The following is a 21,160-nucleotide window of genomic DNA, read 5'->3' as shown; positions in this document are numbered from 1 at the left end:
TTGTGACATTGCGGTGGATACTCATCGCCCTGGTATCGATGCTGGTCGGGGCGCAATCGTTTGCCGGCGCGGCGCGCGCCGCCGAGCCGCAGGTGCCGGTGCTGTGGGACGCCAAGGAGCGGCTGCCGAAGCCCGACCTTTCCGCACTGCCGCGGCTCAGATTCCTCACCACCACCGATTTTCCGCCGTTCAACTTTCTCGATGGTGCCGGCCGGCTGTCCGGCTTCCATGTCGATCTGGCACGGGCGATCTGCGCCGAACTCGGCATCGCTGAAAAGTGCCAGATCCAGGCGCTGCCCTGGGGCGAGCTCGATGCAGCGCTGCAGAAAGGCGAAGGCGAGGCCATCATTGCCGGCATCGCCGCCACGCCGGAGAGCCGATCCAAATACGCCTTTTCGCGATCCTATCTGCAGTTTCCGGCGCGCTTCATCATGCCGAAGACAACGGCCTTCGCGGAGCCGATCTTCGACAAGTTGCGCAGCAAGCGCGTCGGCGTGATGGCCGGTTCGGCGCATGAGCGCATGCTGCGCGCCTATTTCGGCACGGTCCAGGTCGTCCCCCTCGACAGCCCGGAGGCGCTCTACGGCGAACTAAAGGCCGGCAAGATCGACGCCGCCTTCGGCGACGGCATGCGCTTTGCCTTCTGGCTGGGCGGCACGGATGCGGCGGGCTGCTGCCGTTTCGCCGGCGGGCCGTATCTGGCGCCTGAATATCTGGGATCGGGCATGGCCATCGCCATCAGGGCCGGCGATCCGGCGCTGGCCGCGGCCATGGACTACGCGCTGCAGGAGATATCCGTGAAAGGCACCTTCGCCGAATTCTATCTGCGCTATTTCCCGGTCAGTTTCTTCTAGGGACTGCCGATATTCAGGTGAGGGTACGCAGGCGCGCCTTCGCGGCGCGTGCGATTGCGGCGACGGTCAGCGTGTCGAGATCGAGCTTGAGGCGGACGAGTTGCAGCACCCGCACTTCCTCCACGCGCATTTCGAGATCGACTGCGGCGACCTCGAAGGCGGCGGCGTAGGCGGTGTCGCGCAGCCGCTCGGGCAGCGCCTCGGCAACATGCGCGAGCACGCCTTCCAGCCCTTCCTTGTCGTGCAGGCTCTTCTGGCAGGCTTGGGCGACGCCGATCAGCCTGTCGTGCTTGAAATCCTGAAACACCGGCCATGAGCGGACGACGTCGCCGATGCGGGCCAGCTCGACGTCGGTCATGTCGCGGTCGGAAGCCGAAGTGATGACCATTAGGTAGATCAGGGCTTCATGCGTCGTCAGCAAAGGCATTCATGAACTCCTTGAGAACGGCCCGAAGGTAGGAACGCAAGGCGGGCGCCGCAAGGAAAAACGGCCGCAATCGTTGACGCTCCGGCCAGTCGCGCCTAGAGACCGGTTGAATCTTTCCTGCCGCGAAGCCGGCACACGACGTGGACACATAAGACATGGCGGGATCAAACATCATCGATCTCAATCCCGAGATGCTCGTGGCGGCGGCCGAAAGCAAGGCCTGGCCGTTCGAGGAAGCCAAAAAGATCATCGAGCGCTACAAGAACACGGACTTTGCGGAGACCGTGCTGTTCGAGACCGGCTACGGACCGTCGGGCCTGCCGCATATCGGCACCTTTGGCGAGGTCGCGCGCACCTCGATGGTGCGCCATGCCTTCCGCGTGCTGACCAGGGACGCGGTCAAGACCAAGCTCTTGTGCTTCTCCGACGACATGGACGGCATGCGCAAGATCCCCGACAGCGTGCCGGATCGCGCAGCACTCGAGCCTTATCTGCATATGCCGCTGTCGTCGGTGCCCAATCCGTTTGGCGGCGACTATGCGAGCTTCGCCGACCACAACAATGTGATGCTTTGCCGCTTCCTCGACACGTTCGGATTCGACTACGAGTTCGCCAGCGCGACGCAATATTACAAGGCCGGCCGTTTCGACGCGGTGCTGCTGCGCGCGGCCGAACGCTATGACGAGATCATGGCGGTGATGCTGCCGACGCTCGGGCCGGAGCGCCAGGCTACCTACAGCCCGTTCCTGCCGATCTCGCCGAAGAGCGGCCGCGTGCTTTACGTGCCGATGAAGCATGTCGACGCCAAGGCGGGCACCATCACCTTCGACGACGAGGGCACCGAAACCACGCTGTCGATCAGGGGCGGCAATGTGAAGCTGCAATGGAAGCCCGACTTCGGCATGCGCTGGGCGGCCCTCGGCGTCGATTTCGAGATGTTCGGCAAGGACCACCAGACGAATGCGGTGGTCTACGACCGCATCTGCAACATTCTGGGCGGACGGGCGCCGGAGCATTTCGTCTACGAACTGTTCCTGGATGAGAACGGCCAGAAGATCTCGAAGTCGAAGGGCAACGGCATCACCATCGATCAGTGGCTGGCCTATGCGCCGACGGAAAGCCTCGGGCTTTACATGTACCAGCGGCCGCGGCAGGCCAAGAAACTCTATTTCGATGTCATCCCGCGGGCCGTGGATGAGTACTACACTTTCCTCGCCGCCTATCCCCGGCAGGACTGGAAGGAGCGGCTGGGCAACCCGGCCTGGCACATGCATGACGGCAACCCGCCGGCAATCGACCTACCAGTGCCGTTCTCGCTGCTGCTCAATCTGGTCAGCGCCTCCAACGCCCAGAACAAGGACGTGCTGTGGGGCTTCATCTCGCGCCACGCGCCGGGCGTGACCCCCAAGACGCATCCCGAACTCGACAGGCTGACGGGCTATGCGATCCGCTACTTCGACGATTTCGTCAAGCCGGCCAAGATCTACCGGGCCGCCGACGCGGTCGAGCGCGAGGCGCTGGGCAAACTTTCGGAGGCGCTGGCGGCGCTGCCGTCCGGCGCCGATGGCGAGGCGATCCAGAACGCCGCGCTCAACGTCGCGCGCCGGATCGAGCGCTACCAGGACCATTCCAAGCAGAGCCCGGAAGGTGGTCCCGGCGTTTCCGTTGCCTTCTTCCAGATGATCTACCAGGTGCTGATCGGCCAGGAGCGCGGGCCGCGCTTCGGCTCCTTCGCCGCGCTCTACGGCATTGCCGAGACGCGCGTGCTCATTGAGCGGGCGCTGGCTGGTCAGCTGGCGGCGTAAGAACACCGTCCTCTTCCTGCAGTATCGAGCCCGGCGCCTGGGGCGCGGGGTTCGGCGCCGGCGGAACCGGCGGCAGGCCGGAAAGGATCGGCGCAGCTCCGTAAATGCCCTTTTTTGCCGCGCGCGCCTTCTCGCCGGCCTCGGCATAGGGGCCGCCCTCAGCGGCTCGGGCCCAGCCGTTCTCGACCAGCCATTGCCCCACATCCTGCTTGCCTATGCGGCATTCCGCGGTGATCAGGTCGCGGCCGCTCTCGGGCGGCACCGTGCAAACCACCGCCCGGCCGCGCAGGAAGGCCCGGAACGCCGTGCGCGCCCGGATGCCGCAGGCCCAGTCCTTGCCGTCATCGGTGCAGGTCTCGTCCTGCCTGACGACATCGACACCCGAAAGTGCCACCGAATAGCCCTTCGCCTCGATCACGCCGGCGGCTGACGCCACCGGCTGGAACAGCTTTGTGCCGTTCCAGTCGTCGGGCATTTTCAGCTTGGGCGGCTTGGGCGGGCCGGCCAGCGCAAGGTCGCTCAACGGCGCGCGCGGCTCGACCCGCTGAAGCTCTTCGGGGGTGAGCGGCGGCGGCGCCACCGTTTCGGGATCGATCGACCTGGAATGGGGTGCCGGCTTTATCGGCTGCGGCCCGGGAATGGCCGAGGTGGCCGGCTCTTGAGGCGCGGCGTCGTCGTCCGCTTGTATCTGATCGACTGTGACGGTGCCGCTGCCTTCGCCACGCTGCACGGTACGGCCGCCGGTGACGACCAGGGCCGCCATCGCCGGGACCGCCAGGGCGGCTATGGCGAGGTGGAACAGCCGCACCTACTGGCTAGCCCAGACGATCCGCGCCACCCATTCGACGTCGCGCATCGGGATATCGCGATCCGGATGCTCGGGATTGAGCGAGATCAGCACGATCGACTTCGCCGTTTGGCGATCCAGCACCTTGGCCATCACCTCGCCGGCATTGGTCTTGACGACGACACGGTCGCCCTTGCGGGTGGCGGCGCCCGGCTCGACGATCAGCACATCGCCATTTCGGTAAAGCGGCAGCATGGAATCGCCCTGGATCTGCAGCGCATAGGAGGTTTCGGTCGCTTGGGCAGGCAGCTCGACCAGATCCCAGCCCTGGCCCGCTGGAAAGCCGGCATCGTCGAAGAAGCCGCCGGCGCCGGCCTGGGCGAAGCCGAGCAGCGGCACCGAAGACCGCTGCGCCGGCGCGAGGCCGGTCTTGTCGCGACCTTCGACCAGACCGGTGAATTCGTCGAGCGAAGCACCCGTCGCCTCGATGATCTTGGCCAGCGATTCGGTCGAGGGCCAGCGCGGGCGCCCATCCGAGGACAGCCGCTTGGATTTGTTGAAGGCGGTCGAATCGAGCCCCGCGCGCCTTGCCAGGCCCGAGGCCGACAGCGAATAGCGCTCGGCGAGAGCATCGATGGCAGCCCAGACGCGGTCATGCGAGAGCACTTTGCTCTCCTCCGGAACAGGAAAAAATACCTTTCCTTTCTAGTCCGCAACCGCTCGATTGTCCACCCGCGAGGTGGCGGATCATCAACAAAGCGGCAGCGCCGCGCGGGCTCGCGGCACGCGCGGCCAGCCTGATCAGGCCGGTCCCTTGGCCAGGCCGCGCAGGCCCTGATGGGAGGCCATGAACATCCGCTCGGCCTCGCTGGGTGGGCGTGGTTGAGCAGAACGGCCAAGCGCAGCCACAACCTCGTCAATGTCGAGAAAGCGGCGACCGCGACGATCGTAAACGCCGCCCGTGGTCATGATCAGCGCAGCCGTTTCGCCATTGTCGAGCACGAAACGGTGCTTGCCAATGACCTGGGTGCCTTCCCAAGTCTCGATCGAGGACACCACTTCGAAGTGCCGCCACAACCGGATCTCGCGTACATAGGTCGATTGCAGCCCGCCGATCATCGGCGCCCAGCCATTCTTGCGCGCCAGTGCGATCAGGCCGGCGCGCAGGAATATGTCGATGCGGCCGAGGTCGGCCAGCATCATGTAGCGCGCATTGTTGAGATGGCTGTTGAAGTCGATGTCGGTCGGCAGGCAGCGAAACGCCAACCGACTCTCGCCGCCCAACTGGTAAGGGCCACGGCGAGACGCCGTGGCCATCATGCGCGCCATACGCGCCCAGACATACATATCCGCGGATCAGGCGGCCTTCTTCACCTCGCCCTTGGCATAGGGGTCGAAACGCCCGTAGAAGGTCTCGCCCTTCTCGGCCATGTCGAGCAGCAGCTTGGGCGCCTTGAACTCGGCGCCGTATTTCTTCTGCAGCCCCTTGGCGATCTTGACGAACTGCTTGGCGCCGATGCCGTCGATGTAGGACAGCGCGCCGCCAGTGAAGGGCGCGAAGCCGAAGGCGAGGATCGAGCCGACATCGGCCTCGCGCGGATCGGTGACGATGCCCTCCTCCATCACCCTTGCGGCCTCCAGGGCGATGGTGACCAGCAGGCGCTGCTGCAGCTCCTCATAATCGACCTTTTCCGGCCTGAGTTGCGGGAAGAGGTCCTTAAGGCCAGGCCACAGCTTCTTCTTGGCCGGCTTCGCCGGATAGTCGTAGAAGCCCTTGCCGTTCTTGCGGCCGGCGCGGCCATGGGTGTCGACCAGCGTGTTGATCAGTGCCATCTGCTTGGGGTCGACCGCCTTGTCGCCGAGATCCCTGATGGTCTGCTTCATGATCTTCTGGGCAAGGTCGATCGCCGTTTCGTCGGTCAGCGCCAGGGGGCCGACCGGCATGCCGGCGGCCTTTGCCGCGTTCTCGATCATCGGCGCCGGGACGCCCTCGATCAGCATCTTGTAGGCTTCCGACATGTAGCGCAGCACGCAGCGGTTGACGTAGAAGCCGCGCGTGTCGTTGACGACAATCGGCGTCTTCTTGATGGCGCGCACGAAGTCGATCGCGGTGGCCAAAGCCTTGTCGCCGGTCTTCTTGCCGAGGATGATCTCGACCAGCATCATCTTGTCGACCGGCGAGAAGAAGTGGATGCCGATGAAATTCTTCGCCCGGGCCGAATTCTTGGCCAGCGCGGTGATCGGGATGGTCGAAGTGTTCGAAGCGAAGATCGCCACCGGCTTCAGCACGGCTTCCGCCTGTTCGGTGGCGGCCTTCTTGACGGCCGAATCCTCAAAGACTGCCTCGACCACGAGGTCGCAGCCGGCGAGGTCGGCATAGTCGGCTGTCGGTGTGATCAGCGACAGGAGCTTGTCCTTCTCCTCGGGCTTGGCCCGGCCCTTCTTCACCTGGTCCGACACCAGGCTCTCGGAATGCGCCTTGCCCTTGGCAGCGGACTCCATGTCGCGGTCGAGCAGCACCACGGGAATGCCGGCCTTGGCGGTGACATAGGCAATGCCGGCGCCCATGAAGCCAGCGCCGAGAATGCCGATCTTCTTGAACTTCGTCTCCGGCACGGCGGCCGGGCGGCGGGCGCCCTTGTTCAGCTCCTGCAGCGACACGAACAGCGAGCGGATCATCGCCGCCGCTTCCTTGCTCTGCATGACCTCGGTGAAATAGCGCTGCTCGATGCGCAGGCCGGTGTCAAAAGGCACCAGCAGGCCTTCATAGACGCATTTCAGGATCGCAGCCGCGGCCGGATAATTGCCATAGGTCTCGCGACGCAGGATGGCGATGGCCGGCGGCCACAGGTTGAAGCCGGCCGGCGAGTAGATCTGGCCGCCGGGCAGCTTGAAACCCTTCTCGTCCCACGGCTGGACGGCCTTCAGGCCGTTCCTGATCATCGCCTTGGCGGTCTCGACAAGGTTCTCGGGTTCGGCGATCTCATGGATCAGGCCCATCGACTTCGCCTTCTGCGGCGACAGCGTCTGGCCGGTGGTGAGCATCTGTAGCGCTTGCTGCTGGTCGGTCAGCCGCGGCACGCGCTGGGTGCCGCCGGCGCCAGGGAAGATGCCCACCTTGACTTCCGGTAGGGCCATCTTGACCTTGTCCGAGTCAGCGGCGACGCGGCCATGGCAGGCCAGCGACAGTTCGAAGGCGCCGCCCATGCAGGTGCCGTTGATCGCCGACACCCAGGGTTTGCCCGACATTTCCAGCTTGCGGAACAGGCCGGTCATGCGGCCGGCATTGTCGAACAGCAGCCTGGCCGCCTTCTCCGGATCCTTGGACTTCTCCTTGGCAAAGACCGTCAGCATCTTCTGCAGCATGGTCAGGTCGGCGCCGCCCGAGAAGCTGTCCTTGCCCGAGGTGATCACCGCGCCCTTGATGCCGGCATCGGCCACCACCTGGTCGATGATCCTGTCGAGTTCGTTCATCACCTCTTCGGTGAAGACGTTCATCGAGCGATCGGGCATATCCCAGGTGACCAGGGCAATGCCGTCGGTGTCGGTGTCAACCGTGAAGTTTGTGTAGGTCATGTCTTTCTCCTTCCGGCCGAAAATCAGACGCGTTCGATGATGGTTGCGGTGCCCATGCCGGCGCCGATGCACAGCGTCACCAGCGCGGTGTTGAGGTCGCGGCGCTCCAGCTCGTCCAGCACGGTGCCGAAGATCATCGCGCCGGTGGCACCGAGCGGATGGCCCATGGCGATCGCGCCACCATTGACGTTGATCTTGTCGTGCGAGATGTCGAAGGCCTGCATGTAGCGCAGCACCACCGAGGCGAAGGCCTCGTTGAGCTCGAACAGGTCGATGTCCGACAGCTTCATCTTGGCGCGCTGCAAAAGCTTCTCGGTGACGTCGACCGGGCCGGTCAGCATCAGCACCGGCTCGGAGCCGATGTTGGCGAAGGCGCGGATGCGCGCGCGCGGCTTCAGCCCCATCGTCTTGCCGGCCTTCCTGGAGCCAAGCAGCACCGCAGCGGCGCCGTCGACGATGCCGGACGAATTGCCGGCATGGTGGACGTGGTTGACCTCTTCGACCTCGGGGTGCTTCTGCACCGCGACGGCGTCAAAGCCGCCCATCTCGCCTGGCATAACGAAGGACGGGTTGAGCGAGGCCAGCGACTGCATGTCGGTCGAGGGTCGCATGTGCTCGTCATGGTCGAGGATGGTGAGCCCGTTCTGGTCCTTGATCGGGATCACCGAATTCTTGAAGCGGCCGTCGGCCCAGGATTTGGCGGCGCGCTTCTGGCTCTCGACCGCATAGGCGTCGACGTCGTCACGTGAAAAGCCGTATTTGGTGGCGATCAGGTCGGCCGAGATGCCTTGCGGCACGAACCAGCCCGGCAGGCCGACGGAAGGATCCATGAACCAAGCACCACCGGAGGCGCCCATGCCGACGCGCGACATCGATTCGACGCCGCCGGCAATGACGATCTCGTCGGCGCCCTGCGCGATCTTGGCGGCGCCGAAATTGATGGCGTCGAGACCGGAAGCGCAGAAACGCGAGATCTGCATGCCAGGTGCCTTGGTGTCGTAGCCGGCCTCGAAAGCGGCGGCACGCGGAATAACGGAACCCGCCTCGCCGACCGGATCGACGCAACCGAAGATGATGTCGTCGACAGCGCCGGTGTCGAGCCCGTTGCGGTCGCGCAGCGCCTCCAGCACCTTGGCGCCGAGTCTTACCGCCGGCACTTCGTGCAGCGAGCCATCCTTCTTGCCCTTGCCGCGCGGCGTGCGCACGGCATCGTAGACATAAGCTTCGGCCATTTTCATGCTCCTTGGGTTCGCTGAAAGCTGCTCAGAGAGAGCGTCCGATCAGCAATTTCATGATCTCGTTGGTGCCGCCGTAGATGCGCTGGACGCGGGCGTCGCGGTACATGCGGGCGATCGGATATTCATTCATGTAGCCATAGCCGCCATGCAATTGAAGGCATTCGTCGACGACTTTGCCCTGCAGGTCGGAGAGCCAGTATTTGGCCATCGAGGCGGTCACCGGATCGAGGCCGCCGGCGACGTGACGGGCAACACAGTCATTGTAGAAGACTCGGCCGATGGTCGCCTCTGTCTTCAGCTCGGCCAGCTTGAACTGAGTGTTCTGAAAGTCGATGATGGCCTTGCCGAAGGCCTTGCGCTCCTTGACGTAGTCGATGGTCAGCGTCAGCGCGCGCTCGATCATGGCGATCGCCCCGGTGCCGATCTGCAGCCGCTCCTGCGGCAATTGCTGCATCAGTTGGATGAAGCCTTGCCCTTCCTCATGGCCGAGCAGGTTGGAGGTCGGCACGCGCATGTCGTTGAAGAACAGCTCCGACGTGTCGTTGGCCTTGAGCCCGATCTTGTCGAGGTTGCGGCCGCGCTCGAAGCCATCGACCTCGTCGGTCTCGACGACGATCAGCGAGGTGCCCTTGGCGCCCTTGGCCGGATCGGTCTTGGTGACGACGATGACGAAGTTGGCGAGCTGGCCGTTGGTGATGAAGGTCTTCGAACCGTTGATCCTGTACTGGTTGCCGTCCTTTTCGGCGCGCGTCTTGACGCCCTGCAGGTCCGAGCCGGCGCCCGGCTCGGTCATGGCGATGGCGCCGATCAACTCGCCGGTCGCCAGCTTCGGCAGCCACTTCTTCTTCTGCTCCTCCGAGCCGTAGTGGAGGATGTAGGGGGCGACGATCGAATTGTGCAGGCCGATACCGAAACCGTCGACGCCGACATGGCCGATCGCCTCGATGATGGCGCTCTCATGCGCGAAGGTGCCGCCGGAGCCACCATATTCCTCCGGCATCGAGGCGCAGAGCAGACCGGCCGCACCTGCCTTCAGCCAGCTCTCGCGGTCGACCATCTCGTTCTTCTCGAACTCGTCGTAGCGCGGCGCGATCTCTTCCGACATGAAGCGGTGCGCCATATCGTAGAGCATGCCGACCTCGTCCGCCGCCCAGGCGGGCTTCGGCAGGCCAAGAACTTCGGCTGGATTTGTCGCCACGATTTCCTCCGCGTTCCGACAATTGTGGGCCGGCTGTACCGGCCCGCCAAACCTAGAACGCTTCCGCCGGCAGCGCCATTAGCGTGTCCGCGCCACTGGAAATGCGGGCGAGATGTGCCGAGGTCTCCGGCATGATCCGCTCCATGAAGAAGCGCGCTGTCACCAGCTTGTTGTCGTAGAAGGACGCCGAACCGTTGGCGCCGTCAGCCAGTTTCACCCCGGCCGCCTTGGCCATCTGCGCCCACATGTAGCCCAGCGCCACCAGGCCGAAGAGATGCATGTAGTCGGTCGAGGCGGCACCGGCATTGTCGGGCCTGGCCATGCCGTTCTGCACCAGCCACATGGTCGCCGCCTGCAGATCGTTGAGGCCCTTCTTCAGCGCCTTGGTGAAGGGCGCCATCTTCTCCTCAGCGCGGTTCTCCTCGCAGAACTCGCCGACTTCCTTGAAGAAGGCCTGCACGGCGCGGCCGCCGTTCAGGGCGAGCTTGCGGCCGACGAGGTCGAGCGCCTGGATGCCATTGGCGCCTTCATAGATCATGGCGATGCGGGCATCGCGCACGAACTGGCTCATGCCATGCTCTTCGATATAGCCGTGGCCGCCGAACACCTGCTGCGCCATGACGGCATGGTCGAAGCCCTTGTCGGTGAGTACGCCCTTGACCACCGGCGTCAGCAGGCTGGTGTAATCGTCCGCCGACTGGCGATCCTTGTCGTCGCCGGAGCGGTGGGCGATGTCGGACTTGATCGCCGTCCACAGCGCCAGCGCGCGGCCGGCTTCGTTGAAGGCCTTCATGGTCATCAGCGAGCGGCGGATATCGGGATGGACGATGATCGGGTCGGCCTTCTTGTCCGGCGCCTTGGCGCCAGACAGCGAACGGCCCTGCAGGCGGTCCTTGGCATAGGACACGGCGTTCTGGTAGGCGATCTCCGACAGCGAAAGCCCTTGCAGGCCGACGCCGAGACGCGCCTCGTTCATCATCGTGAACATGGCCTTCAGGCCGCCATTGGCCTCGCCGAGCAACGTGCCTTCCGCCTCGTCATAATTCATGACGCAGGTCGAATTGCCGTGGATGCCCATCTTCTCCTCGATCGAGCCGCAGGAGAGCGTGTTCTTCTCGCCGGGATTGCCCGACGCATCGAGCTTGAGCTTCGGCACGATGAACAGCGAAATGCCCTTTACCCCCTCCGGCGCGCCTTCGATGCGGGCCAGCACGAGATGGACGATGTTGCCCGCCATGTCGTGCTCGCCGGCCGAGATAAAGATCTTCTGGCCGGAAATCTTGTAGGTGCCGTTGCCATTCGGCACGGCCTTGGTGCGCAGCAGACCGAGATCGGTGCCGCAATGTGGCTCGGTCAGGTTCATGGTGCCGGTCCAGGCGCCCTCGACCAGCTTCGGCAGCCATGTCGCCTTCTGCTCGTCGGTGCCATGGGTGATGATGGCCGCGATCGCCCCTTGCGTCAGGCCGGGATACATCATCAGCGCCATATTGGCGGAGACCATATATTCGGCAACCGCGGTATGCACCGCATAGGGAAGGCCCTGGCCGCCGAACTCGACCGGCGCGGCCAACCCCATCCAGCCGCCCTCGCGATACTGATCGAAGGCTTGCTTGAAACCTTTCGGCGTCGTCACCGAGCCGTCGTCATGGCGCACGCAGCCTTCCATGTCGCCGACACGGTTCAGCGGGTGCATCACATTTTCGGCGAGCTTGGCGCCCTCGGCGAGGATCGCCTCGACCACGTCGGGCGTCGCGTCTGAAAACCCGGGAAGATTGGAATAGCGCTGGTAGCCCAGCACGTCGTTGAGAACGAACAGCGTGTCCTGGACCGGCGCCCTGTAGATCGGCATGCGTTTCCTCCACCATGCGGTCTTGGCCCAAAATCGTGCCGTGCGCGGCAGACGGACCAATGTTGAAGCCCGGATAACAAAAATTGACGTTTGCGTAAACGTCAATTTTTGACGTCGCGACAAATTTTCCCTGGCACCACGCATCCAGACGGTAGCGGCCCGGCGTCAAGGACGCCAGCGCGGCGGACGCATCTCTTCGTGTGGGAGCAACGCAAAGAGCCGCGCGGCACGGGCCGCGCGGCTCTTATTGGTCAACAGGCGGTTTGCCTAATGCCGGCGGATCAGCTCGCGGCGCTGGCTTGCGGCGCCGAACGCTCGGCGAGCATCTGGCGCACGGCGGCCATCGAGCCGCTGAGCTCGTTGATGGCGTCCTCGATGAGTGCGCGCTGCTTCTGCAGGCGGGTAAGCTGCTTTTCTGACTTGTCCAGCGCCAGCCGCAGCTGCTTGGTATTGGAGCCGGTCGGATCGTAGAGATCCATCATCTGCTTGACGTCGCGCAGCGAGAACCCGACCTTGCGGCCGAGCAGGATCAGCTTCAGCCGGGCCCTGTCGCGGCGCGTGTAGAGACGGGTCGAACCGTCGCGCTGCGGATTGAGAAGGCCCTTGTCCTCGTAGAAGCGCAAGGTGCGCAGCGTCACGCCGTATTTCTTGGCCATCTCGCCGATGCGGACAAGATCCTCGCCGGCATCATTCGGTATGTCATTGGTATTGGCCGCGGCTTCGCCGGGCGAAACAAGTTTCATGGTCACTGGCTTTCCCCGTCTGGTGGCATCGCGGTCCGGGACCTTGCGTCGCCTGAGTGGAAGCGGGGGCATGCTTCCAGTCGTGGTTTCAACAAAACAAATCGCAAAAGGCGGGATCTGCGCACCGTTTACGTTTACGTCAATGCTATACCGATAGCCGCCTCATGACGCAAGGGCGTTCTCAGGCCAGAACTTTATGCCGCACCCGACGGGCAGCCCGTCAAGGATGTTGCAACTTCTTAAGCTTGGTTAACGCGTTGTTTACCACGTTGGGTGAAATGTGCGCATGTCGGTCAGCCGTGTTTATCCTGTAGCGAATTTTTCACGGTTTTTCGAAGCGCGGGTGAAAACCCGGGAGGCTCGTCTTCCACCGCAGCAGAACCGCGCGGTCGTCTTCGTTGCCGGCAGGACTTTGGGGAATCCGGTCACGAGCCGGCCATTCTGAACACGGGCGCATCGATGAACAGCAAGCGGTCCTATCTCGATACACTCAATGCCGGCAGGCAGCGCAAGCCGACCACCACGCTCGAGCAGCTGAACCGCTCGCTCGAAACGCTGGAACAGCGGCTGGAGCGGACGCGCGAGGATACGGCGGCCGAACGTTTCGAACCGCGCCGACCCACAGCCGAACCGCGCTACGCCAGCGCCCAGCCCTATAACCAGCAGCGCTGGTACGAGGACCCACAGCCCGCGCCGCGGCCAAAGAGCCCGGCGCCGGCAGCACCCGCCTTCGACCAGAACTACCAGGCGATAGCGCGCGACATCGACCGCGTGCGCGGCCAGGAGGACAGCGTCGCCGTGGTCGGCAAGATCGCCGGCGAATTGCGCGGCTTGCGCGAGGAACTGCGCCACCAGATGACCGCCGGGCTGAAGCGCGAATTCGACGCGCTGCGCCAGGACATCGAGCGGGCCTTCCAGGCAAGCGGGCAATCGGGCGGCCAGGCGGGCAAGAGCAGCGCCGAACTCGGCGTCGAATTCGAGCGGCTTTCGGGCGCCATCCAGACGCTGGCCGAAAAGAGCGACGACAGAAGCGTCAACATGCTGCGGCTCGAGGTGGAGCAGGTCAAGGCGGCACTCGACACGCTGGCGCGCGAGGAGAGCGTGCAGGCGGTCGACCGCCGCTGGGACGATTTCGACCGTCGCTGGAGCGCTTTCGAGGACCGCGTCGACGCCGATCAGCGCAAGCGCTCCGATGGAGCCGGCCTTTCGGCGTTGACCGAGCGGCTCGAGCAGATCAGCAGTGCGGTCAACAATCTACCGGAATCGCTGTCGCTGCGGTCGCTTGAGGAAAAGGTCCGCACGCTTGCCGGCGCCGTCGACCATTTCGTCAGCCAGCAGAGCAATCGCAGCAGCGACACGTTCGGCATGATCGACGAGCGGCTGGACGAGATTTCGCGCGCCATCGTCGCCTCGACCGTCGCCGCGCAGGCCAACGCCTTCGATGCCGAGCCCTTCGAGCGCATCGAGAGGCGGATCGCCTCGCTGGCGCAGCAGATCGAAGAGGTCACGCAGGCGCAGCCAAGCGGCGAAGTCATCGACCGCCTCAACATGCTGTCGAGCCGTGTCGACGAACTGGCCGGCCGCGCCAACCTGCCGGAACAGGCGATGGAGCGGCTCGGCAAGCAGATCGCGCTCATCGCCGACAGAATAGACCGCGCGCCGGCCATGCCGGACGCCGACTATATCTTCCAGGGCCTGGAACAGCGCTTCGACGCGCTGTCAGGGATCATGGAACGCCGCCAGGGCGACGCGATCGAACAGGGCAACATGCTGTTTCGCGATCTCGAGCGGCGGCTGGAGGAAGTTGCCGACAGGCTGGACCAGCGCATGCCGCAAGCCGACAGCGCCGGCATTATGGACGCCATCGATGCCCGCTTCACCGCTTTGGCCAAGCGCCTGGAGACACGCGTTCCCGATCCCGCCAACGAAGCGGCGATCCGTGGCCTGGAGAGCCGGCTCGAAGACATTTCAAGCCGGCTGGAATCGTCCGCCGCGCAGGTCGCCGGCATCGACCCGGCACTGATCCGCAGCCTGGAGGCGCAGGTTTCCGGCCTTTCGGCGCACCTGACCAAGCCCGGCACGCCGCTGCCGGAATTCGAGGACATCAGCCCGCGCCTCAACGAGATTGAGAAGTCGCTGGCCGGAACCCGCGATTCGATCCTCAGCGCCGCGCGCGAGGCGGCCGAAAGCGCGGTGCGCTCGATGGCCGATACGAGTGCCAACACGGCGGCCGTCAGCGGCCTCGCCCAGGACCTGAAGACACTCGAATCCCTGACACGCCGTTCGGACGAGCGCAATTCACGCACCTTCGAGGCCATCCACGACACCCTGCTCAAGATCGTCGATCGTCTTGGCTCGCTGGAGACCAGCGAACCGATGGAGGCCGTCAGCGAACTCGTGGACCCGCAGCCAACAAGCAAGCGGGTCGGACGCGGCTCCAAGATCGCGGTGCAGGACGCACCGTCGATGGACATCGATCAACCGCTGCCGCTGACCGGAGACATGGCCGACCTCGATGGCCGCGCCGCCGCCATCTTGCGCAACGAACCGGTCATGCGTGGCGAACCGGTCGTGAGTGGCGAACCGGCCCCGCGCTCGCCGGCCGAAGCCGCAGCCGCCGCCGCCATGGCGGCGCTCGGCTCTAACACGATCACCGAAAAGAACGACACGACTGGCCGCAAGAAATCGATGTTCGGCGGACTGGCCCGCGCCTTCAGGGGCAAGAAAGACGCGGACATGCCGCCGCTTGCCGGTTCGGCGCCCGATGTCGACGTGCCGAGCGTCGATCTCGACGAGCCGCTCGACCCGAAGCTTGCCAACCGGCCACTTGAGCCAGGCTCCGGTGCACCCGACCTCAATGCCATCATGAAGCGCGTGCGCGACGAGCGCGGCCAGCCGGTCAAGCGCAGCGAGGGCGACGCGGCAAAGTCGGACTTCATCGCCGCTGCCAGGCGCGCCGCGCAAGCCGCCGCCGCCGAAGCCGACGCTTTGAAGCGCCAGTCGACGATGAGCGGACCGGTCAAGGCGCTCAGGATCGGCGACCTGCTCAAGGCGCGGCGCAAGCCGATCCTGATGGCGGCCGCCGCGATCATGCTGGCGCTGGCCGGCCTGCAGCTGGGCAAGGCCTTCTTCTCCGATCCTGCCCCGGTGGCCAGCAACGAAATTGCGCCGATCACCGCCCCGCAGCCGGTGGAAACCGCATCGGTCAATGCCACAAGCGAGCCGAAGGCAGAGGCCATGGCGCAGGACGCGCCGGCCCGTGTCGTCAGACAAGCGGAGCCTTCCGAGCCGGCAGTCAAGGACGACGTGCTGGCGCAACCCGCCTCCGCCCCGCCATCAGCCGACGATATGCCCATGGATGCCGTTTCCGAGCCGGCGCCCGCCCCCATGACCTCTGCGGCGCCTTCCGATCAGGCGGAGCCAACCGCTGCGGCATCGGCGCCTGCGGCCGCGGAACCGACGGATGCGGACAATCAGCCAATGGCTGCCACGCCGGTCGCACCGATCCCGGCCCAGGACACCACGGGTGCCGTTCCTCCCGCCAATACCGCCACGGCTGCAGCCGCGGCCAAGATCGACATTCCGGCCGATGCCGGCCCGCAGGCGCTGCGCGATGCGGCCGCCGGCGGCGATGCCAAGGCGCTGTTCGAAGTCGGCTCGCGCTTTGCCGAGTCGCGCGGCGTCAAGGAGGACATGGCGGCAGCCGCCAAATGGTACGAAAAATCGGCCGAACTCGGTTTCGCGCCGGCGGAATACCGCATCGGCAATTTTTACGAGAAGGGTATCGGCGTCGCGCGCGACATCAAGAAGGCGAAGACCTGGTACCAGATGGCTGCAGCGCAGGGCAATGCCAGCGCCATGCACAATCTGGCCGTGCTGTTCGCCATGGCGGCGGACGGCGTGACCGACAATGAATCGGCGGCGCACTGGTTCCAGGCGGCGGCCGACCTCGGCGTCAAGGACAGCCAGTTCAATCTGGCCATCCTCGCCGCCAAGGGCGTCGGCATGAAGCAGAACCTCGAGGAATCCTACAAATGGTTCGCGCTCGTCGCCAAGACCGGCGACAAGGACGCTGCCGCCAAGCGCGACGAGATCGCCAATGCGCTGCGGCCCGAGCAGTTGGAGCGGGCGCGCGCCGCTACCGAACTGTGGAAGGCAAAGCCGCTCGACCAGGCGGCCAATTCGGCCGACGTCCCCGAATCCTGGCAGGACGGCACGCCACAGACGACCGCCAGCATCGACATGGAGAAGGCGGTCAAGAACATCCAGCTCATCCTCAACAAGAACGGCTACGAGGCCGGTGGCGCCGACGGTGTGATGGGCCAGAAGACCAAAGATGCGATCATGGCCTTCCAGACCGACAACAAGATGAAGGCGACCGGCGAAATCGACGCGGATCTGGTCAAGGCGCTGCTGGCGCGCAAATAACGGCATATGCGTCGCTTCCGCGACGCCCTTGCCACACATTTGCCTGTTAACTGATTGAGATGTTTTTTGTTTCGGCGGCGCGGCATGGGTTTGACCCGGCCGCGCCGCCGGCGCAAGACAAAATTGGCTTTTCGGTGCGACACTGCCCGCGAACGGCTGCAATCGCCGACAGGCAAACTGATCGAGACTGACGGGTGGGCATCTATCTCCCGATCGCGGAAATTTCCGTCAACGTCTTCGTACTGCTGGCCATGGGGGCGGCGGTTGGCTTTCTGTCGGGCATGTTCGGGGTGGGCGGCGGCTTTCTCATTACGCCGCTGCTGATCTTCTACAACATTCCGCCGGCGATCGCGGTCGCCACCGGCGCCAACCAGGTCATCGCCTCCTCCTTTTCCGGAGCGCTGTCGCACATGAAGCGCGGCACGCTCGACTTCAAACTCGGCGGGGTGCTGCTTGCCGGCGGCATTGTCGGCTCGACCGGCGGCATCTTTGTCTTTGCGCTTTTGCGTCGGCTGGGGCAGCTCGACCTGTTCATCTCGCTGCTCTATGTCGTGCTGCTCGGCACCGTCGGCGGTCTCATGCTGATCGAGAGCGTCAACGCGCTGCGCGCCACCCGCAGCGGCGCCGCTCCAGTGCTGAAGAAATCCGGCCAGCATAACTGGATCCACAGGCTGCCGCTGAAGATGCGCTTTCGCGCCTCGAAACTGTTCGTCAGCGTCATCCCGGTGCTCGGGCTCGGCGCCGGCATCGGCTTCCTGTCGTCGATCATGGGCGTCGGCGGCGGCTTCATCATGGTGCCGGCGCTGATCTATCTGCTGAAGGTGCCTACCAATGTCGTCATCGGCACCTCGCTGTTCCAGATCATCTTCACCTCGGCCTACACCACGCTGGTCCACGCCACCACCAACCAGACGGTCGATGTCATGCTCGCCTTCCTGCTGATGGCGGGCGGCGTCGCCGGCGCGCAATATGGCGCCAAGGCCGGCCAGAAGCTGCGCGGCGAGCAGTTGCGGGCGCTGCTGGCAATGCTGGTGCTGGCGGTCGCCATCCGGCTTGCCATCGATCTGTTCGTCACGCCGCCCAATCTTTATTCGCTGTCCGCCGCGGGCCTGAACTGATGGCGGGCCTGAAAGCGTTCGCAGCCGCTGCTTTCCTGTCGCTCGCCGCAGCCGCATTGCCGGCGGTGGCGCAGACGCCGCCGCCCGAAAGCATCCAGATCGGGCTGTCGACCGACGCCGTTTCGATCACCGCGGGGTTTTCAGGCGCCGACCTCACCATCTTCGGTTCGCTGGAAAATGCCGATCCGCTCGTCGCGCGCCAGGGACGTTACGACGTGATCGTAGTGCTCGAAGGCCCGCCACGGCCGGTGGTCGTGCGGCGCAAGGACAGGTTGCTCGGCGTCTGGATCAATCTGGAATCGGAGACGTTCGAGAACGTGCCGGTGTCCTATTCGGTGGCAACCACGCGCCCGCTGCAGGACGTCACCGATCCCAACAGCTACAAGCAGCTGTCGCTCGGCGCCTCCAATCTCTATATGAAGCCAGCCGACGTGACCGACAGCCCGGCGACGATCGAAGAGTTCACGGCAGCGCTGAGGGACCGCAAGACGGCGACCGGCCTCTACAGCGAGAATGTCGGCGGCGTGCAGTTTCTGTCGCAGAACCTGTTTCGCGCCACCGTCAGGCTGGCGCCCAATGTCCCGGTCGGCACCCACAAGGCCCGCGCCTTCCTGTTCAAGAGCGGCATGTTCATCAAGGAAAGCTCGGCCCAGCTCGAAATCCGCAAATCCGGTTTCGAACAGTCGATCTTCCGCGTCGCGCACGACTATTCCTTCCTCTACGGCGTCTTCGCCGTGTCACTCGCCATGCTGACCGGCTGGCTTGGAAGGCTGATCTTCCGCAAAGACTAGATTTCCTCGCGAAAGCCTGTTCCCCTTTGCGACCTCATGCGCTAGACCGCCGCCTCCCGGCGCAGCAAGCGCACATCACAATCCGGTTCGGCAGAAGGTCCGGTCACCCGGACATTGGCGCAGCTGACAAGGCGCCACCCCGCTGCCCCAGAAAAACGACAGGAAACTGCGATGCGACCAGCATTCGGCGGTATCGACTTCGGCACGTCCAATTCCACCGTCGGCGTGATTCGCGACGGGCAGCCGCAGCTGGTTGCGCTGGAGGACGGTCAGGTGACGCTGCCAAGTGCTGTGTTCTTCAACTTCGACGACAACCACACCTATTTCGGGCGCCGGGCCATCGCCGACTATACCGACAGCATCGAAGGCCGCCTGATGCGTTCGCTGAAGAGCGTGCTCGGCAGTTCGCTGGTGCATGAGAAGACGCGCATCAAGGCGCGCTCGATCGGCTTCATGGAGATCGTCGGGCTATTCGTCGGCCATCTGAAGAAGCGGCTGGAGGAAGATGCCCAGGCGCCCGTTGAAAGCGTGGTGCTTGGGCGTCCGGTGCAGTTCGTCGACGACGACGCGGAAGCCGACGCGAAGGCGCAAGGTGAGCTTGAAAACGCAGCGCGCATCCAGGGCTTCAAGCATATTGCCTTCCAGTTCGAGCCGATCGCCGCTGCTCTCGACTACGAACAGAAGGTCACGCGCGAGGAACTGGCGCTGATCGTCGACATGGGCGGCGGCACGTCGGACTTTTCGATCGTGCGAGTCTCGCCCGAGCGCGCCCGCTCGACCGACCGCAAGGACGACATCCTGGCAAACCGGGGCATTCATATCGGCGGCACCGATTTCGACCGGCTGCTGAGCATCGCCCATGTGATGCCGCAGCTCGGCTATCTGACGCCGACCAAGGACGGCAAACGCAATTTGCCGGCCAGCTATTTCATCGACCTGGCGACATGGCAGCGCATCAACCTCGTCTACACCGCCAGGGCGATGACGCATCTCAGACAGATCCGCTTCGAGGCGGAGCGCGCCGACCTGGTCGACCGCTTCATCCATATCGTGGAGCATCGCTACGGACATGCGCTGGCAGGTCTGGTCGAAAAGGCCAAGATCGCGCTGACGGACCAGCCTTCAGCCGGCGTGCAGGTCCCGCTTCCCGGCGCGCGCTTCGCCGCCGAGATCACGCGGGCAGGCCTTGAAGCGACGATCGCTGGCGACATCGAGCGGGTGACCGCGACGGTCGGCCAGACCATCAGCGACGCCGGTGTAAAGGCTACCGACATCACCGCCGTGTTCCTGACTGGCGGATCGACGGCAATCCCGCTGGCGAGGCGGCAGATCCTGGAACTGGTGCCGCAGGCCTCCGTCATCGAAGGCGACATGTTCGGCTCCGTCGGGCTTGGGCTGGCGTTGGACGCCCAGCGGAAGTTCGGTTGATCCTGTTACGCTGACGCCATGGGCTTCGCGCTCAGATGCGCCTTCAATGCCATCTGGGCGAGGCTGGCCTGCCGGTCGCGGTGGGTGATGATGGCGAAGTCACGCTTCGGCAGGTCGATCGGCACCGAGCGCAGGCTGCCTTCGGCAATCGCGCCGGCGACGACGAGTTCGGAAATGATGGTGGCGCCGGCGCCGGCCTCGACGGCCTGGCGGATCGCCTCGTTGCTCGGCAGCACCAGGAATATCTGCAGCTCGGCGAGTGAAATCCCCTCGCGGCGCGCCAGATCCTCGAGCACCTCGAGCGTGCCGGAACCGCCCTCGCGGATGATCCAGCGCAGCCCCCTGATGTCGGGACGGCCCGGCGCGATTTCGACAATCTCCGGATGCGAGATGGCGACGACCAGCATCAGCCTGTCGATGTCGACCTTGGCGCGTCGCAGGATGTCGGATTCGGTGCGCCCCTCGACCAGGCCGAAATCCGCCGTGCCGTCCAAAACATGCGTCTCGACCTGCCTGGTGTTGCCGATGGTGACGCTCAGCCTGACGGCAGGGTACGCCTCGTGGAAGGAGGCCAGCCGGCGCGGCAGCCAATAGCTGGCGATGGTCTGGCTGGCGGCGATCGAAAGCGAGCCGGTGACGGTCTGCGAGACATCCTCGAGAACGTTGCTTGCGGCGGCCGCCCGTTCGAGGACGGCCTTGGCCTCGGGCAGGAACCGGCGACCGGTCTGCGCCAGCTCGATGTTGCGGCCGACCCGGTTGAACAGCTGGACGCCATGTTGTTGTTCGAGTGCGCGGATGGCGGCCGATGCCGCCGACTGGGAGATGCCCAAAAGCTCTGCCGCCTTGGTCATGTGGCCGCGCTCGGCGACGGCGACGAAGATGCGCAACTGGTCCAGGGTCATGAGCAACTAAGAAGCA

At 64.7% G+C, this 21,160-nt stretch carries 16 protein-coding genes; 6 read left to right on the top strand and 10 right to left on the bottom strand.

The window, feature by feature from the left end; translation table 11 throughout:
• Positions 1–38: 38 nt before the first annotated feature.
• A complete protein-coding gene (locus tag D3227_RS16220) occupies positions 39–854 on the top strand; it encodes an ABC transporter substrate-binding protein (protein ID WP_120015103.1) in 816 nt (271 codons plus the stop codon).
• Positions 855–867: 13 nt separating this feature from the next.
• Here the strand turns inward: D3227_RS16220 and D3227_RS16215 are convergent, their stop codons facing one another.
• Positions 868–1,281, bottom strand: a complete 414-nt coding sequence (locus D3227_RS16215; RefSeq protein ID WP_120015102.1) for a tellurite resistance TerB family protein — start codon at positions 1,279–1,281, stop codon at positions 868–870.
• Between the two features lie 155 nt (positions 1,282–1,436).
• Between D3227_RS16215 and D3227_RS16210 the strand changes: the two genes are divergently transcribed.
• Entirely contained in the window at positions 1,437–3,086 is a 1,650-nt protein-coding gene (locus tag D3227_RS16210; RefSeq protein ID WP_120015101.1) for a lysine--tRNA ligase, read from the top strand.
• On the opposite strand, the gene D3227_RS16205 is transcribed toward D3227_RS16210, so the two are convergent.
• The 8 genes from D3227_RS16205 to D3227_RS16170 all read right to left on the bottom strand — a co-directional run bounded on the left by D3227_RS16205 (position 3,049) and on the right by D3227_RS16170 (position 12,477).
• Entirely contained in the window at positions 3,049–3,894 is an 846-nt protein-coding gene (locus D3227_RS16205) for a thermonuclease family protein (RefSeq protein ID WP_245451772.1), read from the bottom strand. The genes D3227_RS16210 and D3227_RS16205 overlap by 38 nt on opposite strands.
• Positions 3,895–4,539: a S24 family peptidase gene (locus D3227_RS16200; protein ID WP_120015100.1), complete on the bottom strand. Its 645-nt coding sequence runs from the start codon at positions 4,537–4,539 to the stop codon at positions 3,895–3,897.
• 135 nt (positions 4,540–4,674) lie between these two features.
• A complete protein-coding gene (locus D3227_RS16195) occupies positions 4,675–5,220 on the bottom strand; it encodes a thioesterase family protein (protein WP_120015099.1) in 546 nt (181 codons plus the stop codon).
• 9 nt (positions 5,221–5,229) lie between these two features.
• On the bottom strand, positions 5,230–7,449 hold the full coding sequence (locus tag D3227_RS16190) for a 3-hydroxyacyl-CoA dehydrogenase NAD-binding domain-containing protein (RefSeq protein ID WP_120015098.1): 2,220 nt from the start codon (positions 7,447–7,449) through the stop codon (positions 5,230–5,232).
• Between the two features lie 23 nt (positions 7,450–7,472).
• Entirely contained in the window at positions 7,473–8,681 is a 1,209-nt protein-coding gene (locus D3227_RS16185; protein WP_120015159.1) for an acetyl-CoA C-acetyltransferase, read from the bottom strand.
• A gap of 31 nt (positions 8,682–8,712) precedes the next feature.
• Entirely contained in the window at positions 8,713–9,885 is a 1,173-nt protein-coding gene (locus D3227_RS16180; protein WP_120015097.1) for an acyl-CoA dehydrogenase family protein, read from the bottom strand.
• A gap of 52 nt (positions 9,886–9,937) precedes the next feature.
• Positions 9,938–11,734 (bottom strand): acyl-CoA dehydrogenase, encoded by a 1,797-nt coding sequence (locus D3227_RS16175; RefSeq protein WP_120015096.1) that lies wholly within the window; start codon positions 11,732–11,734, stop codon positions 9,938–9,940.
• A gap of 281 nt (positions 11,735–12,015) precedes the next feature.
• Positions 12,016–12,477: a MerR family transcriptional regulator gene (locus tag D3227_RS16170; RefSeq protein ID WP_006202985.1), complete on the bottom strand. Its 462-nt coding sequence runs from the start codon at positions 12,475–12,477 to the stop codon at positions 12,016–12,018.
• Between the two features lie 459 nt (positions 12,478–12,936).
• Between D3227_RS16170 and D3227_RS16165 the strand changes: the two genes are divergently transcribed.
• The 4 genes from D3227_RS16165 (at position 12,937) to D3227_RS16150 (ending at position 20,242) form a co-directional block, all read left to right on the top strand.
• Positions 12,937–16,905: an SEL1-like repeat protein gene (locus tag D3227_RS16165; RefSeq protein ID WP_120015095.1), complete on the top strand. Its 3,969-nt coding sequence runs from the start codon at positions 12,937–12,939 to the stop codon at positions 16,903–16,905.
• Between the two features lie 194 nt (positions 16,906–17,099).
• Positions 17,100–18,023, top strand: coding sequence for a sulfite exporter TauE/SafE family protein (locus D3227_RS16160; protein WP_120015094.1), 924 nt, complete (start codon positions 17,100–17,102; stop codon positions 18,021–18,023).
• A complete protein-coding gene (locus D3227_RS16155; protein WP_120015093.1) occupies positions 18,023–18,814 on the top strand; it encodes a TIGR02186 family protein in 792 nt (263 codons plus the stop codon). The genes D3227_RS16160 and D3227_RS16155 overlap by 1 nt, the downstream gene beginning before the upstream one ends.
• A 171-nt stretch (positions 18,815–18,985) precedes the next feature.
• A complete protein-coding gene (locus D3227_RS16150) occupies positions 18,986–20,242 on the top strand; it encodes an Hsp70 family protein (protein WP_120015092.1) in 1,257 nt (418 codons plus the stop codon).
• Between the two features lie 5 nt (positions 20,243–20,247).
• Here the strand turns inward: D3227_RS16150 and D3227_RS16145 are convergent, their stop codons facing one another.
• Positions 20,248–21,144, bottom strand: coding sequence for a LysR substrate-binding domain-containing protein (locus D3227_RS16145; RefSeq protein ID WP_120015091.1), 897 nt, complete (start codon positions 21,142–21,144; stop codon positions 20,248–20,250).
• Positions 21,145–21,160 lie beyond the last annotated feature (16 nt).

The organism is Mesorhizobium waimense (assembly GCF_003601975.1).
Lineage (GTDB): Bacteria > Pseudomonadota > Alphaproteobacteria > Rhizobiales > Rhizobiaceae > Mesorhizobium > Mesorhizobium waimense.
Note: the sequence above shows the minus strand (reverse complement) of the source record. Positions and strands in the feature narration are given on the sequence as shown.